The sequence below is a fragment of the Trinickia fusca genome (assembly GCF_003628145.1).
Taxonomy (GTDB): Bacteria; Pseudomonadota; Gammaproteobacteria; order Burkholderiales; family Burkholderiaceae; genus Trinickia; species Trinickia fusca.
The window spans coordinates 110,093-124,929 of sequence record NZ_RBZV01000004.1; the positions used below are offsets into that span (position 1 = coordinate 110,093).

Below are 14,837 nucleotides of genomic sequence, written 5' to 3' on the forward strand. Positions count from 1 at the left end.
GTTCGCTCGTTCGCTAAATGAGGTGATGCGCCTTGGCGAAAGCCGCCAGATCGACGACGTTCGTCAAGCCGAGCTTCGCCAGAATATTGCTCTTGTGCGTGCTGATGGTTTTGTTGCTCAGCGAGAGCGTTTCGCCGATTTCCTTGTTGCTGCGGCCTTGCGCGAGGTAGCGCAGCACGGCGCGTTCGCGCTCCGTCAGCATGGCGAGCGGCCCCTCGGCAGACTCGCCCGCGGCGGCCGCGTTGACGATCGCCGGAAAGCAATTGAATCCCGCTACCGCCGCTCTGGCCGCGCTGGCGATGTGCGACGCATCCTCGCTCTTGCTCACGTAGCCGTTCGCGCCGACCGCCTGGCAGCGCACCGCGTGCAACTCGGGCGGATAGGAAGACATGACGAGAATCTTGACGACGTCGTCGGTGGCTCGCACGCGCCGGATCAGATCGAAGCCGTTGAGACCGGGAATGTCGAGATCGATGATCAACAGATCCGGCCGCAATTCCCGATAGCACTTCAAGCCCTCGCTGCCGTCGTTGGCGGAACCGACGACTTTCATGTCGGGCTCACGCTCGAGAATACTGGTCAGCGCGAAGACCATGGCGGGGTGGTCGTCGACGAGCACGACACGATGCATTGACAACTCCTTTGCAAGAGAACGACTCGAGCGGCCCCGCGCCGGTGATGATGAAGACGTTCGCGGAACGGTAGAGCCGTCATTTTACGATAGCGCACGCGTCAGACGAGCCGTGACCTCGTCCCAAAACTCGTACCGCCCCATCGTGCATCGAGACAGTAGCAGGGTTAGAAGCCAAGACGTCGAGCAACGCGAGCGAGGTCTTCATCGGAAACTTCCCAATTGCGACCCGACCTTACCCAATCGTCGCCTGGGACGTTACGCGCAAAGGGTTATTTTGTGACAATTCCCGTTGTCCGAATCTGCCGATGGACGAGTGCGCCGCAATCACGAAGATGCGGTGCCACCCACCGCTTTTTGCCTGCAAAGCAACCCATGTCCCGTGTACTGATCATAGAAGACGACGAAATTGCCGCCGCCGATATTGCCGCGCCATTGACGGATCGAGGCTTCAGCACCGTATGGTGTCCCGATGGCCGGGAGGGACTGGCGCGGGCAATCAAGGACGAATACGACATCGTCACGCTCGACCGGATGCTGCCGGGAATCGACGGGCTCATGATCGTGACGGCGATGCGCGGCATCGGTGTCCAAACGCCTGTCCTGATGGTGAGTGCGCTCAGCGACGTCGACAACCGTGTGCGTGGCCTGCGCGCAGGTGGCGACGACTACCTGACCAAGCCGTTCGATCCCGACGAGCTGATGGCGCGCATCGAGGTACTGTTGCGCCGCACGCAATCGTCGCCCGCCCCTACCGAGACGGCATTGCAGGTGGGGCCGCTCGCGCTCGATCTGATCACGCGCCAAGCGCGGCGCGACGGCAAGGAAATCACGTTGCTGCCCACCGAGTATCGCGTGCTCGAATTCATGATGCGCAACGCGCACCAGACGATTACACGCAGCATGTTGTTCGAGGCGGTATGGGGCTATCGCTTCGATCCTGGCACGAACGTGATCGACGTTCATATGCGCAGACTGCGGGCGAAGATCGAGCCCACGGGTAGCGCGCCGCTGATCCAGACCGTGCGCGGCTCCGGTTACCGTCTTGCCTGAGGCTCGAATGAAAGCGCTCGCCACCTCACCTGCCAAGGCTCCGCGGCTTGGTCGCTGGCACTCGACGACGTCATGGCTGCTGTCGCTGTACGCCGTCATCTTCTCGCTGTCGGTGCTGCTGCTGCTCGGCTTCATCGGCGGGGCCGTGGTGACCGATATGCAGAGCAAGACGGACGCGGTACTCGGTTGGCAGTTCCTTTACTTCGACGCGCTGCCGGACAGCGCGCTGCGAGACGCGATTGCCGCCCGACTCGAGCGCGAGCATACGCGACCGTCATACGCGGGCACCCGCTTGCACATGAACTACTACGGCCTGTTTGGGCCGGACGGCCGGCATCTCGCCGGCGACATCACGACGCTTCCGTCGGACGTAGCCGCCGTTGCGTCGGGCGAGACGCTCGATCGGACACTGTCGGTGATGCCTGAAGATCAGCCGCCCGTCGTACGCGCCATGGCGCGCAAACGCGCGGACGGAAGCATGCTCGTCATCGCCCGCAGCCTGGCCGCCGTACGGGAATTTCGTAAAACGGTCATCGAATCGCTGATTGGCGGCGGGCTGTTGTGTCTGCTCGCGGGTGTGGCCGGCGGCTACGCGTTGAGTTTACGTTTGCTCCGTCGAGTGAAAGAACTCAGGCGCGTGACCAAGCGCATTTCGCACGGCGATCTCGCGCAACGCTTGCCCGTCGGCGGCCGGGACGAACTCGACATGCTGGCGCAGCTCGTCAATCACATGCTCGACGAAGTGGAGCGGCTGATGAACGAGGTCAAGGTGGCATGCGACGGTATCGCTCACGACTTGCGCACGCCGCTTGCACACCTGCACGGCGTGCTCGCACGCGCCACCGAGCGATCGAATGTGATCGGCGACGAGGCGATGTCGACGCTCATCGCCCGGGCAAGCGTCGAAACAGACAGTCTGCTGGCCCGCTTTCAAGCGATGCTGCGTATCTCGGAGATCGGCGCGTTGCAACGTCAGGGCGGGTTTGCATCCGTGCAGCTCGACACGATCCTCGCGGAGGTAGGCGAACTCTACGAGCCGGTCGCGGAAAACCGGTCAATCGGCTTTGCGATCGAACAGGAGCGGGTAGAGCCGGTTCACGGCGATCGTGCTCTGTTGTTCGAAATGTTCGTCAATTTGATCGATAACGCCATCAAGTTCACGCCCGACGGCGGCACGGTGCGCGTGGTACTCAAGCACACGCCCGCGGGGGCCCGCGTCGACGTGATCGACAGCGGCATCGGCATCGCGCCGCACGAACGCGAGGCCGTCCTGCAACGCTTCTATCGGGCCGACAGCGCGCGCCACATCGCGGGTTCGGGGCTGGGGCTCAGCGTCGTATCCGCCGTAGCGAGACTGCACGACTTTTCGATCCGTATCGAGGACGCGGCACCCGGTACGCGCGTGACGGTCGAATCGTGGTGCCACACGCTCGCGTAACCGCGACCTCCCGAGCGACTGAACCACTTGACGATAGCAGGAACACCTTCGAATGCGCACACTGTTCATCTCCCGCCGGCAGCCAGAGTCCGACTGGCTCGAACACGCACTGCGTGAAAGCGCGCACAGCGTACAACGCATCGAAGAAATCCGTGACGGCGTTTTTCTCGCCGGGCAGGAATATTTCAATTTCCTCATCGTGATGGCGCTCGAGCCGTCCACGTATCCGTCTCTGCTTGCCGCCGTGGAGCCGCTGTCGGTCGCCGGTCGCGGCGCCATACTGGTTGCCCTGCTGGGGCCCTCCACCGCTCGTGATCGCTCACGCATACTGCGTGCGGGCGCGGATGCCTGCTTCAGCCAGCCGCATTCGTTTCTCGAGTTGCACGAGCACCTGCAAGCACTGCGCCGCCTGCGCCTCGCGCAGAATCGTGACGCCGGCATCGCGCAACACGATTTGCTCGAACTCGATGCGAAGACGCGCGAGCTCCGGTCTGATGACCGGCGTATCGCACTGACGCAGCGCGAATTCATGGTGATCGAATGCCTGTTGCGCGAGCCGGGTGTCCCCGTGTCGCGCGCGCAGTTGATCGGTTACGCATGGCCCGAATCGGACGATGCGGACCCGGCCAGCGTCAATTTCATCGTGTCCCGGCTGCGTCGCAAGCTCGCGCGCGACCTGCCGCGGGTGAGGATCGACACGGTCAGCCATCACGGGTACCGCATCGTGCTGCTGCCGCCGCCTCCCGCCACACGGCGCTCGGAATATCGGCAGCCCACGCATGCGTGAGCCCCGCCTTACGGATTCTTGTAGAGGGTGGTGTTCAGACGCTCGAGCGAACCGTCCTGTTCGGCTTGAACGAGCTCTTGATAGACTTCGGCACGCGTCTTCCCCTTCAACGTATCGCCATACGGGACCGCCGCGGCGTCAGCTTGCGCCTTCGTCACGGCGGTGCCTTGGACGGCTGCCTGGGGCGCTTGATAGAGGCCGCCCTCCGATTGAGCGAACGCGGCGGTCGACGTAGCGGCAGCAATGACGGACAGGGCGATCATCATCTTTTTCATGATATGGAATCCTAAACGTTAGTTGAAGAAATAACCGGATTCGAGAGCAGGAAGATCGGCTTCCCGATTCGGTTGATAGTGAGAATAAGCGTCGGCCCGCTGCGGGCACGTGAGCCGAACATTAAAAAAAATTTAGAGGGTGGGTGACGAAGCACTCGCCGGTTCGGTACGAGGGGCCGACCAGCCACCTCCGAGTGCCTCGATCAGGCCAACCGAGGCGAGCAGACGGCGTGTCTTCAATTCGACGGTTACCGTCTGGGCTTGCAGTTGGGTGGTTTGTGCCGTCACGACGTCGAGATAGCTGACCGCGCCGTCACGGTAGCGCGACATCGACAGTCGCAATGCCTGGTTCGAGGCATCGAGCGCTTCCTGCTCGCGTTGCGCCTCGTCGCCGAGATGCTGCCCGAGCGCGAGGTTGTCTTCGACTTCCCGGAATGCGTTCAGGACGGTCGCCTTGTACTTGGCACCATTCTCCGCGAGCTCGGCGCGCGCACGATCCGTGACTGCGCTGCGCAGGCCGCCGTCGAACAACGTCAGCGCCAGCTGCGGCCCAAGCGACCACAGCTCGTTGGGCGCCGCAAGCCAGGGAGACAGCGTGGCGCTTTGGAATCCGCCTGCGATGCCCAGCGTCAGGTCGGGAAAGAACGCGGCCCGCGCGACGCCGATCTGTGCGTTTGCGGCCGCGACGCGACGCTCGGCTGCGGCGATGTCGGGCCGTCGCTCGAGCAGTGCGGCCGGGACACCGACTGGAATCGCGGGCAAACGAGCCTCGATGGCCGCGCGCTCGACCGCGAAGGTCGAAGCCGTCTCGCCGACGAGCGCAGCGATTGCGTGCTCGCTGAGCGCACGGCGGGCCTTCAGATCGTCGTCCGCCGCGCGTGCCGATGCCAGCTGTGCCTGGGCGCGAGAGACGTCCAGTGCCGAGTCGATGCCGGCAGCATGACGGTTCATCGTCAATCGAAGCGCTCGCTCGTATGCGGCGACCGTATCCTCGAGCAGGGACTGTTGCTCGTCGAGCCCGCGCAGCGTGAAATACGTCTTCGCCAGCGTAGCCTGGAGGCTGAGCCGCACCGAGGCAAGATCGGCGGCGGCCGCGTCCGCGTCTGCCCGCCCCGCCGCGACTTCGTTACGCACCTTGCCCCACAGATCGAGGTCATAGGAGAGCGCGAGCCCAAGTGTGTGAGAGCCGTAGACATTCGGCTGGCCCGTGCCGCGCAACGGCTTACCCGCGGACTGACGATTGAGCGTCACGTCGGCGCCCGAGCCAAGCTTCGGATACCAGCCTGAGCGAGCTTGTGCCAAATAAGCCAGCGCCTCGTCGTGGCGTGCGAGGGCCGCGGCCAGATCGGGGTTGGCCGTCCCAACGCGAGTTTCGAGGCCATCGAGCACCGGGTCCTCGTAGATCGACCACCAGGCATCGCGCGCAATGCGGTCCGCCGGCCGAGCCGTTTGCCATTGACCGCCCTCCTTGAAAGTGGCGGGCACCGAGACGTCCGGCACCCGATAGGTGGGTGCCCATGAGCACGCACTCAAGCTGAAGACCGTCAGGACAGCGAGCGCGAGACGAGCGCGGGGATCAGACATGAGCCCGTTCCTCCTTCGTCGCCAGTTGCACGCGATCGCCGGACGCGAGCGAGTCGGGTGGGTTGTCGATGACCCGGTCCTGCGCATCGAGGCCGGAGGCGATTTCCACCTGGGAGCCGAAGTCGGTGGCCACGGTGACGGGCTTGAGCGTGACACGGTCGTCGCTACCGACGACCGCCACTTGCAAGCCGGCTTTGCGGAAGATCAGCGCGCTCGCCGGAATACGCATGGCGTTCGCATCGGACGGCAGCGAGAAGCGCACGCTCGCGTATTCGCCTGGCAGCAGTTCGCCGGCGGCATTGTCGACGAGCAATTGGGCGAGCAAGGTGCCCGATGACGAAGCGATCGATCCATCGGTGGACGTCAACGTCGCCGAGAATGTCTTGCCGGGGCGCTCGGGCACGGTCAGCGTCACGGTCATGCCCGGCTTGATCGACGTGGCGAGCTGCTGAGGCACGTTCACATAGAGACGCAGCCGACGCGAGTCGGATACCGTGAACAGCTCACGCCCTTGGTCGGCGCCGGTATCGATGAGTGCGCCGACATCGGTTCGCCGAGCCGTCACCGTGCCATCGAACGGCGCGGTGATGCGCTTGAACGACTCGAGCGCTTCGAGGCGTCGCACGTTGGCCTCGTTGGCTGCGACGTTCGCCCGCTTGGCGACGAGGTCTGCGCACTTCTCGTCAGCCTCTTGCTTCGAAACCGAATCGGTGTCGAGCAGTTGCTTCCAGCGCCGCGCCGTCGTCTCCGCAAGCTGCTCGTTGGCAACCGCGTTGCGCAGATCGGCCCTGGCTTGTTGGAACTGCTGGTCGAGCTCCGGCGTGTCGATGACGGCGAGCAGCTGGCCTTGCTTCACCGACGCGCCGATATCGGCGTACCACGTCTTCAGATAGCCGGGCACGCGCGCATAGATCGCCGCATTGACGAACGCTTCGAGCCGTCCGGGCAATTCGAGCGGCTGCGCTGCGCCCGAGCGCACGGGCACGTGCGCGGCGACCGTGGGAATGGCCAGCTCGGCGGCGGCGGCCGCGAGTGTGCTCTTGGCGTGGACCCGGCTAGCGATGCCTGTGGTAACGATCAATGCAGCTACGACCACGACGCTGATGGTGGTGTACTTGAAGCGAGCAGGATGCTTGCGCGCAGCGAAGTCGATTTCAGAGGACATGAGTAGCTCCTGGTTCGGAAACGGGCGATGAGTGGGAGGCGTCGCTCTTGCGATGCACGAGGCTGAAGACGATCGGAACGAGGACGAGCGTGGCGATCGTGGCGCAGACGAGACCGCCGATCACGGCGCGTCCGAGCGGCGCATTCTGTTCGCCGCCTTCGCCGAGGCCGAGCGCCATCGGCGCCATGCCGATGATCATCGCGAGCGCGGTCATCAAGACCGGGCGAAAGCGTGTCGCGCCCGCTTCCATGGCGGCCTGCAACGCGTCGCAGGTGACGGCGAGCCGTTCGCGCGCGAAGCTGACGACGAGGATGCTGTTCGCCGTGGCCACGCCCATGCACAGGATCGCGCCCGTCAACGCGGGAACGGAAAGCGGCGTCTGGGTCGTGAACAGCATCCAGACGATCCCCGCCAGCGCGGCGGGCAGCGCGCTGACGATGACGAACGCATCCGCCCAGGAATGGAAGTTGACGACGATCAGCAGGTAGACGAGCACGATCGCGGCGACGATGCCGAGCAGCAGTCCGGTGAAGGCGTCGTTCATCGTTTGCACTTGCCCGCGCAGGGTCACGGTCGACCCATTCGGCACCTGCTTGGCCATCGCATGGATGGCACGCTCGATATCGGCAGAAACGGCGCCGAGATCGCGGCCTTGCGTCGTGGCGAACACGTCGATGACGGGTGCGATGTCGTAGTGCGAGATGACGTTGCTGCCGACGCCCCGCTCGATGGAGGCAATGCCGCCAAGAACCTGGCGCGCGCCGCTCTTGGCCGTCACGGGCAAATTGCGCAGTTCGGAGAGCGTCGTCACGCGGTGTTCCGGCGTTTGCGCGACGACCGGATACGACACGCCGGATTTGGGATCGAGCCAGAATGTCGGCGACACCTGGCTCGTGCCCGACAGGCTCGCGACGAGCGCGTTGGTGACGTCTTGCTCCGTGATGCCGAGCTGATCGGCACGGGACCTGTCTACGGAGACCGTCAGGTTCGGGTAGGCGGGCACCTGTTGAATGCGCGCATCCGCGATACCGGGCACGCTCTTGATGCGTCGCAGGAGCTCAGTGGCGTACCGGCGGTTGCCGCCTTGGTCGGGGCCCGCAACCTGAATATCGATCGGGGCGGGCGCACCGAAATTCAGAATCTGACTGACCATGTCCGCCGGCAGGAAGGCGAACGTGACGCCCGGAAACGCGCGCGTCAGCGTCTCCCGCAGCCGGCTCACGTAGTCGGCCGTCGGCGCGTGATCGCGCGTCAGCGAGATCGTCACGTCGCCGTCTTGCGCACCGGTGGTGCCGCTGTTGTTGTAGCTCTGGTTGATAGCGCTGAAAGGCAGACCGATGTTGTCGACGATGCTCGCCAGCTGCTGACGCGGGATCGTCTGTCGCACCGTCTGCTCGATCTGATCGAACAGCGCGGCCGTCTCCTCGATGCGCGTACCGATCGGCGCACGCACGTGCATCACGATGGCCCCGGCATCGATTTGCGGAAAGAAGTCCTGGCCCAGCCAGGGCACGAGCAAGGACGAAAGCGCGACGACGATGATGAAGCCGGTGACGACGGGCTTGCGACGCGCGAGCGCATGCGAGAGCGTCGCGACGTAGGCATGTCGCAGACGCTCGAAGCGCGCCTCGAAAGCTCGCTGAAAACGCACGAGCGGATTGCGCGAGGGCGCTGGCGCGCCCGGCGCGCGATCGTGGTGAACGTGCGGACGCAGCAGGTAATGCGCCATCATCGGCACGAACGTGCGCGACAGGAGGAACGATGCCACCATCGCGTAGATGACCGCCTTGGCCATCGGCACGAACAAAAAGTTCGCGATACCGTGCAGGAACAGCATGGGCACGAACACGATGCAAATACACAGCAGCGAAACGAAGGCCGGCATGACGATCTGCTTCGCGCCGTCGATGATCGCGCTATGCACGTCTTTACCGTGCTCGAGGTGCCAATTGATGTTCTCGATCGTGACGGTCGCGTCGTCGACGAGAATGCCGACCGCCAGCGCGAGCCCGCCGAGCGTCATCACGTTGAGCGTCTCCCCCTGAGCCGCCAGCGCGGCAATCGCGGCGAGCACCGCAAGGGGAATCGACGATGCGATGATCAGCGTCGAGCGCGCACTGCCGAGAAACAGCAAAATCATCAACGATGTGAGCGCGGCCGCGATGATGCCTTCGCGCGCGACACCGCTGACGGCGCCTTTGACGAACGTCGACTGATCGCCCATCGTGACGATCTTGACGCTCGGCGGCAGCGTTTCCTGAATGCGCGGCAGCCGCGCCTTCACGCCATTGATGATGTCGAGCGTCGAGGCCGAGCCGGTCTTCAAAATGGTCATGAGCACGGCGCGGTGACCATCCACGCGCACGACGTTCATTTGCGGCGGATAGCCGTCGCGCACGTGCGCAACATCGCGCATGTAAATGGTCGCGCCGTTGACCGTCTTGATCGGCAGCGCGTTGAACTCCTCGACGGCGCGAGGGCTGTTGTTGAGCTCGACGTTGTATTCGAAGCGGCCGATTTTCTGCGTGCCCGCGGGAATGATCTGATTCTGTGCGGCCAGCGCTTGCGCGACGTCCTGGGCGGAAAGGCCTTTCTCCTGCAAGGCCTGCGGATCCAGATCCATCTGGATCTGCCGGTTCTTGCCGCCGTAAGGGAACGGTATGCCGACCCCCGGCACGCTGAGCAACGCCGGCCGGATGAAATTCGTCGCGTAGTCGCCGAGCTTCTGCTCGTCGAGCGTGTCGCTGGTCACGGCCAGCTGCAATACCGGCACGGTCGACGCGCTGTAGTTCAGAATCATCGGCGGTGTCGTACCGGGCGGCATTTGCTTCAGCACGGTCTGCGAAATGGACGTGACCTGGGCGGTTGCCGTGCGGATATCGACGGTCGGCTGAAAGAAGATCTTGACGACCCCGCTGCCGCGGAACGATTGCGATTCGATGTGCTGCACGTCGTTGACCGTCGTGCCGAGCACGCGCTCGTAGTACGTCACGATGCGCCCCGACATGCTCTCGGGTTCGAGGCCCGTATAGCTCCACACGACGCTGACGACGGGAATGCGGATGTCGGGGAAGATGTCCGTCGGCGCACGCAGGATCGCAAGCAAGCCGGCGATGACGATCAACATCGCCAGCACGATGAAGGTGTAGGGCCGGATCAGGGCTAACCGGACTAATTTCTGCATGTTGGGGTTCCAGTCGGAGATGCTGGGCGATCCACGCGGGCATGGCGTGCCCATGCCCGGAAGCGAAAGTCCGCGCGGACGAGGCGGAACGAATTTCTTGAGCGGGAGCCGGTGATGTCCGCAACACCTTCGGCATCGCGGTGCGCCAACGTGGGATGAAAGCGAAACGCGCGGCGGCTGCCGCACGTTTCAGTGTGCTTCGGCCGCAGGCCTGGACGATGCGGACGGCTTGCAATCGACCGCGTAGGCTTGCCATAGCCGGCGCCGAGCCGCTTCGAAATTGCTCGGATACGGATCCTCATCGGAGTCGTAGCCGAATGCCTGCAACTCCACCTGCTCGTTCACGACCTGGTCGTGCGTCGGTGAGCCGCGAGGCTTGACGAACGGGTAGTCGTTACACTGCTGCGGCGTCAGCTTCGGGGTGGCGAATACACCGGCGCTTGCGAGCACGAAGCCAACCCCGGCCACGAATCGAATGACATGGTTCATCTAGCGCTCGCTATAGGCATCGGGGGTTGAAGATGCCTTCGAGGATAGCGAGCGAGCACCTATGTGCAGGTGTGCGAAACATTAAACATGTTTCATTTTTTCGCTGCCCACCGCCGCCGCTAACAGCTACGCAAGCGTAACTCGGTCCCAATACTGACTGCAGCCAATTCACTCGGCATACCGACCGATAGAGTCGTCGCCGGCTTCGTGAAGCCGAGAGCAATTCGATCACGGCCGACGAGCACGCCTATCCACGCAGTTTCAGCATTCCTTGGAAAGGATCAATGCCGACCTATATCCGTCTCCGACAGAGGCCTGTCATATGGCTCATTTCTGTCGTGTCGTGCCTGATGTCCCTATCGAGCGCGCATGCAGCCACATTTCTCGCTAGCAGCGAGACGAGCGAAGGCGGGGACGTCGTCGAGCAAATCGCCAGCACGACTGTGTTCCCCAAGTTCGAAGGCACACCGCCGAGCTCGGCCAAATTGGCGCTGACACCCGTCCAGCTGGCATCGTTTCGCGTCGTCAGGGAGCTCGTCAAGATCGACAACGACAGCAACGGCTTCTTCGTCTTCGACGCCGGCCCCAATTACATGATCGATGGAGCGATCGATGGTGACCTACTGCGACTCAACTATCGGGGCCCGTTCCCCCACGACACGCCACACGCCGACGCGCTGAAAATAACGGACCTCGGCGTCATTGGCAGCCGGCCGACGCGGAACTGGGCATACGCCGTGCCGCTGGTGCACCCGGTCCCCAAGACGGGGTATCTGCTCGTCACGGCCTTTATCGTGCCGCGTGTTGCCGACGATCCGGTTCGCAAGTCCTATGACGACATCGTCATCTCAGTGTCAGAAGCGCAAGTGCTGGATCAACACATCGTCGCCGGAAAGATGCTGGCCCGCCCGTTCACCCTCAAAATAAGCGCGTCCGCGATGGCACGATGGAAGACTGCACCCATTCTCGTCACCGGCGACGATCGCGGCGAGCCAATCACTGACAAGCTTGCGCTCGCGGAGCAACACTCGATCGCGTTCGACGAGTCGGACCTGAATAAACACCGCGAGCGGCGCTGCTTCGAGGATTGGCTGCAAAGTGTGTACAGCCTCGGCGCCTGGGCCCTTGAAAGGCTGCACGGCTCGCCGAGCGCTTGCGCAAGCGGGCCTGCCCACGCACTGAGCGCGCCGCAGATCCCGATCACGCCCACGCCCGAGCCGCCGCCCAACGTCGATCTGACCGTCTATGAAAGCACCGAGATCGGCGGGACGGACATCGCCGACTTCGAGCTCGCGATGGGCCTCACGTTCTGCGGCATGTCGCCGCTTCCGTCGACTTCTCCCGACGCTTGCACGCTGCGCGACCGCGAAGCCATCGAGGCGATCGGGGAGTTGTCCCCGCTCACGCTGGCTTCGCTTATCGAACGTATCGACACCTACGACAGCGGCACGCAGCCATCGGGCTCGGCACTGCGGCTGACCACAGGTAACGCGACGCTCGACACGTGGCTCAACGAAAGCCCCGAACGTGCGCGTAACGCGCTCGATAGCGCCGCCGCCATCGCTCGCGCCTCCGACACGAGGATGCAGCCGAGCGAGCCGCTCAACCTGCGCAAGCGGCGCGACAAAGTGATCAAAGCGAGCTGCGCGGAGTACAAGGTCCATCTCGATTCCATCGATGAAGGATGGGAGTGCGTACAAAAGGCGAAAGCGAAGCGAGGCATCACGACCCCTCGCATTGCCGTAACGCCGCAGCTTCAGCGGGGCGGTGTTTATGCCTTGCGCGGCAGCGGGCTCGAGTTCGATCGGCTCGTCAGAGCGTGGAGGAATGCCGGCCTGAGCTTGCCGCCCGGCATGTCGTCCGCGGAGTTCGCGAATCTCACCTATGCGATCGCGCACGACGGGGCGATGTCGGGCGACAATCTCGGCATCGTCTATCTGAACGATCCTGACGATCGCGCTCGCACACGGCGTTTCCCCTACGGCGTCAGCCATATCCTGGCGCCTGGGGCCGGTGGCGGCGATAACGCAGGCCATCGCGGCGACTGGCTCCACCTGCGGGGCTTGTCGGTCTCGTCGCAGGATGTGCTTGCCCGGGTCATCATGGCGGCCTTGACCGATGCCCATGCCGAGTACCGGCAGGAACGCTCCCGCAACGGCAATGTCGTGCGCACTTATCGCCGCTTCATCTATCGCAGCGACGACGCCGACTATGTCATCTCCAACGTGAGGATCGTGCTCGGCCACAACGGCATGGTCATTACCGCGTATCCGCTGTCGCACGCGCAAGCATTGCAGATCCGGCCGGATCTCTGACGCGCGATTGCCTCACGTGATCAGGCGAGACGCCGTTTCCGAAACTCATGCCCGGGCGGCGCGGGGCGACCGCAGCGTCCGACTTCTACGCTACCCTCGCCCCACCGAGCATCAGAACATGTTGCGCAGACCAATGGCGACACCGACGTTATTGGTACGACCGACCGTGTCGATCGCGCCGGTGTTTCGATTGGTCACACCCGGGTAGTCTGCCGCAAATGCGCCATTGCCATGCGCGAAATCCGCCGTGCCGTAGATCTCCGTGCGCTTGGACAGCGAGTATTCGGCCAGAACGGTAGCGGAGTAGTTGATCCCTGAGCCGAGCGTGCCGTCCAGCCGTTCGGCGTTGCGAGTGTGACCGTAGTAACCGGCCACCGTGATCAACAGGGGGTTGGTCGCTTGCCAGTGGGTGCCCACGTAAAAGGTATCGTCGATTCGATTAGGACTCCTCCCCGGCAATGTCGGCGCGCCAGCCTGCTGCATGTTGGCATCGGTCATGCCGGTCTGATCCTGCGAGTGCACCCAGCCGGCCAAGAGGCTCACAGTAGGGGTGAGCTGATACTTGCCGCTGATGTTCAGCAGATTGAACTTCGCTCCGTTCACCGGGCTGCCGCTCGTGGTGGACGCTACGTCGTTCTGTTGAAAGCCGGCATTGATGCTGGCCGGTCCGTACACATAGGTGAGCTGTACGGCGTACATCGAACCGAGGCCCAGCGCGCCAGCCTGATTTCCGAAGCCGTACATGGCATCGATGTTCAACCCACCGAATGTCGCGTTGTACTTGACCGAGTTGTCGACGTACAGGAACTGGCCGACGCCGTTCCACATCCAGCTGTCCTGCCAGTAGTTGCCGACCATCATCGGGTCGAACACGTTACCCATCGTGTCAAGGAGCGGCGCCTGATTGTTGCCGAACGTCAACGTGCCGTATCGATTGCTCGAAAGACCGACGAACGCCGTTCGGTTGAACAGCGTGTTAGGAGAACTCATTTTCCCATTGCTGACGTTGAAGCCGTTTTCGAGCTGGAATACCGCGGACAGTCCGCCACCGAGATCTTCTTGGCCCTTCAGACCCCAGCGGCTGGTCGTTACCGGGCCGCTCGTCATGCCGAGGACGTCTTTGCCATCCGGGCCGGCATTCGTTTGGTATCGGATTGCGGTATCCATGATGCCGTACAGCGTGACTGAACTTTGTGCGAATGCGGACGATGCGGTAATAGCGAAGAGTGCGCCGACGGCGCTGTACATATAAGCCTTCTTCATTAGCTGGTTGTCTCCCTCAAATTGACGATCGTACTTGGCTCAATTCGAAAAAGGCGGCCGCGGAGAAGTGGCGGCGCAAATTCGGACAACGCCTAATTCGCTGCTTCAAATCGCCGCACACGTAATTCCTGGTGTTAGCTAGCTGGTTATTGCGCTAAATATTCTATAACATTCGGCCTGGTTTTCATTCCGCTTACTCTACGCCGCGCATGCTGTATCGACATCGCTCCCTGACCGCCTGGCTGGGCCTGCTGGCGATCTGGCTCGCGATCGTCGGGCCGGTGGCGTCGCAATGGCGGGTCGCCCAGGCAGCCGCACCCGATACGGCCGTCTGCAGTGCAGAGCACGGCGAGCCTGAGACCACCTCACCCACTTCAGGCAGCGGGCATCACGCACTGCATCTCGACGCGTGCGGTTACTGCAACCTCTTCACGCACAGCCCGGCGATCGGCGGCTTGTCCGCCGTGCCGGAGCTCACCGCGTCACTCCCGATCGCGTCGTCCGTCATGCCTGCCGGCATTACGGCGAGCGTCGAACGCTATACGCGCGCCTATCCGCGCGCGCCGCCCGGAAACGCCTGACGCGTTTTCCTCTGTTTCGTCTTTCGCCTCCTATCCGTGCGATCCACCGTCGATCGCGTGGAGGGCGTTTCT

The 14,837-nt window shown here is 63.3% G+C and carries 12 protein-coding genes; 5 read left to right on the plus strand and 7 right to left on the minus strand.

Going from position 1 to position 14,837, the window contains the following annotated elements; genetic code table 11:
• Positions 1-13: 13 nt before the first annotated feature.
• The gene (locus D7S89_RS12480; protein WP_121278011.1) at positions 14-631 is read right to left on the minus strand and encodes a response regulator transcription factor; all 618 of its coding nucleotides are present in this window, start codon (positions 629-631) and stop codon (positions 14-16) included.
• Positions 632-1,006: 375 nt separating this feature from the next.
• Here D7S89_RS12480 and D7S89_RS12485 point away from each other — a divergent pair, with 375 nt between their 5' ends.
• Genes D7S89_RS12485 through D7S89_RS12495 form a run of 3 tightly spaced genes read left to right on the plus strand, consistent with a single transcriptional unit; the run spans position 1,007 to position 3,909 of the window.
• On the plus strand, positions 1,007-1,684 hold the full coding sequence (locus tag D7S89_RS12485) for a response regulator transcription factor (RefSeq protein ID WP_121278012.1): 678 nt from the start codon (positions 1,007-1,009) through the stop codon (positions 1,682-1,684).
• 7 nt (positions 1,685-1,691) lie between these two features.
• Complete coding sequence (locus D7S89_RS12490; RefSeq protein WP_121278013.1) at positions 1,692-3,122, plus strand: sensor histidine kinase; 1,431 nt, start codon at positions 1,692-1,694, stop codon at positions 3,120-3,122.
• 52 nt (positions 3,123-3,174) lie between these two features.
• Positions 3,175-3,909 (plus strand): winged helix-turn-helix domain-containing protein, encoded by a 735-nt coding sequence (locus D7S89_RS12495; protein WP_121278014.1) that lies wholly within the window; start codon positions 3,175-3,177, stop codon positions 3,907-3,909.
• Between the two features lie 8 nt (positions 3,910-3,917).
• Here D7S89_RS12495 and D7S89_RS12500 read toward each other — a convergent pair whose 3' ends face one another.
• The 5 genes from D7S89_RS12500 to D7S89_RS12520 all read right to left on the minus strand — a co-directional run bounded on the left by D7S89_RS12500 (position 3,918) and on the right by D7S89_RS12520 (position 10,606).
• Entirely contained in the window at positions 3,918-4,184 is a 267-nt protein-coding gene (locus tag D7S89_RS12500) for a DUF4148 domain-containing protein (RefSeq protein WP_245982847.1), read from the minus strand.
• A 132-nt stretch (positions 4,185-4,316) separates the two neighbouring features.
• Positions 4,317-5,768: an efflux transporter outer membrane subunit gene (locus tag D7S89_RS12505; RefSeq protein ID WP_121278015.1), complete on the minus strand. Its 1,452-nt coding sequence runs from the start codon at positions 5,766-5,768 to the stop codon at positions 4,317-4,319.
• A complete protein-coding gene (locus D7S89_RS12510) occupies positions 5,761-6,933 on the minus strand; it encodes an efflux RND transporter periplasmic adaptor subunit (protein ID WP_121278016.1) in 1,173 nt (390 codons plus the stop codon). The genes D7S89_RS12505 and D7S89_RS12510 overlap by 8 nt, the downstream gene beginning before the upstream one ends.
• Complete coding sequence (locus D7S89_RS12515; RefSeq protein ID WP_121278017.1) at positions 6,923-10,117, minus strand: efflux RND transporter permease subunit; 3,195 nt, start codon at positions 10,115-10,117, stop codon at positions 6,923-6,925. The genes D7S89_RS12510 and D7S89_RS12515 overlap by 11 nt, the downstream gene beginning before the upstream one ends.
• Before the next feature lie 189 nt (positions 10,118-10,306).
• Entirely contained in the window at positions 10,307-10,606 is a 300-nt protein-coding gene (locus tag D7S89_RS12520) for a hypothetical protein (RefSeq protein WP_121278018.1), read from the minus strand.
• Positions 10,607-10,956: 350 nt separating this feature from the next.
• Here D7S89_RS12520 and D7S89_RS12525 point away from each other — a divergent pair, with 350 nt between their 5' ends.
• Positions 10,957-12,921, plus strand: a complete 1,965-nt coding sequence (locus D7S89_RS12525) for a hypothetical protein (RefSeq protein ID WP_121278019.1) — start codon at positions 10,957-10,959, stop codon at positions 12,919-12,921.
• 111 nt (positions 12,922-13,032) lie between these two features.
• Here D7S89_RS12525 and D7S89_RS12530 read toward each other — a convergent pair whose 3' ends face one another.
• Entirely contained in the window at positions 13,033-14,184 is a 1,152-nt protein-coding gene (locus tag D7S89_RS12530) for a porin (RefSeq protein WP_121278020.1), read from the minus strand.
• A 209-nt stretch (positions 14,185-14,393) separates the two neighbouring features.
• On the opposite strand from D7S89_RS12530, the gene D7S89_RS12535 reads away from it, so the two are divergent.
• The gene (locus tag D7S89_RS12535; protein ID WP_121278021.1) at positions 14,394-14,765 is read left to right on the plus strand and encodes a DUF2946 domain-containing protein; all 372 of its coding nucleotides are present in this window, start codon (positions 14,394-14,396) and stop codon (positions 14,763-14,765) included.
• Positions 14,766-14,837: the final 72 nt, after the last annotated feature.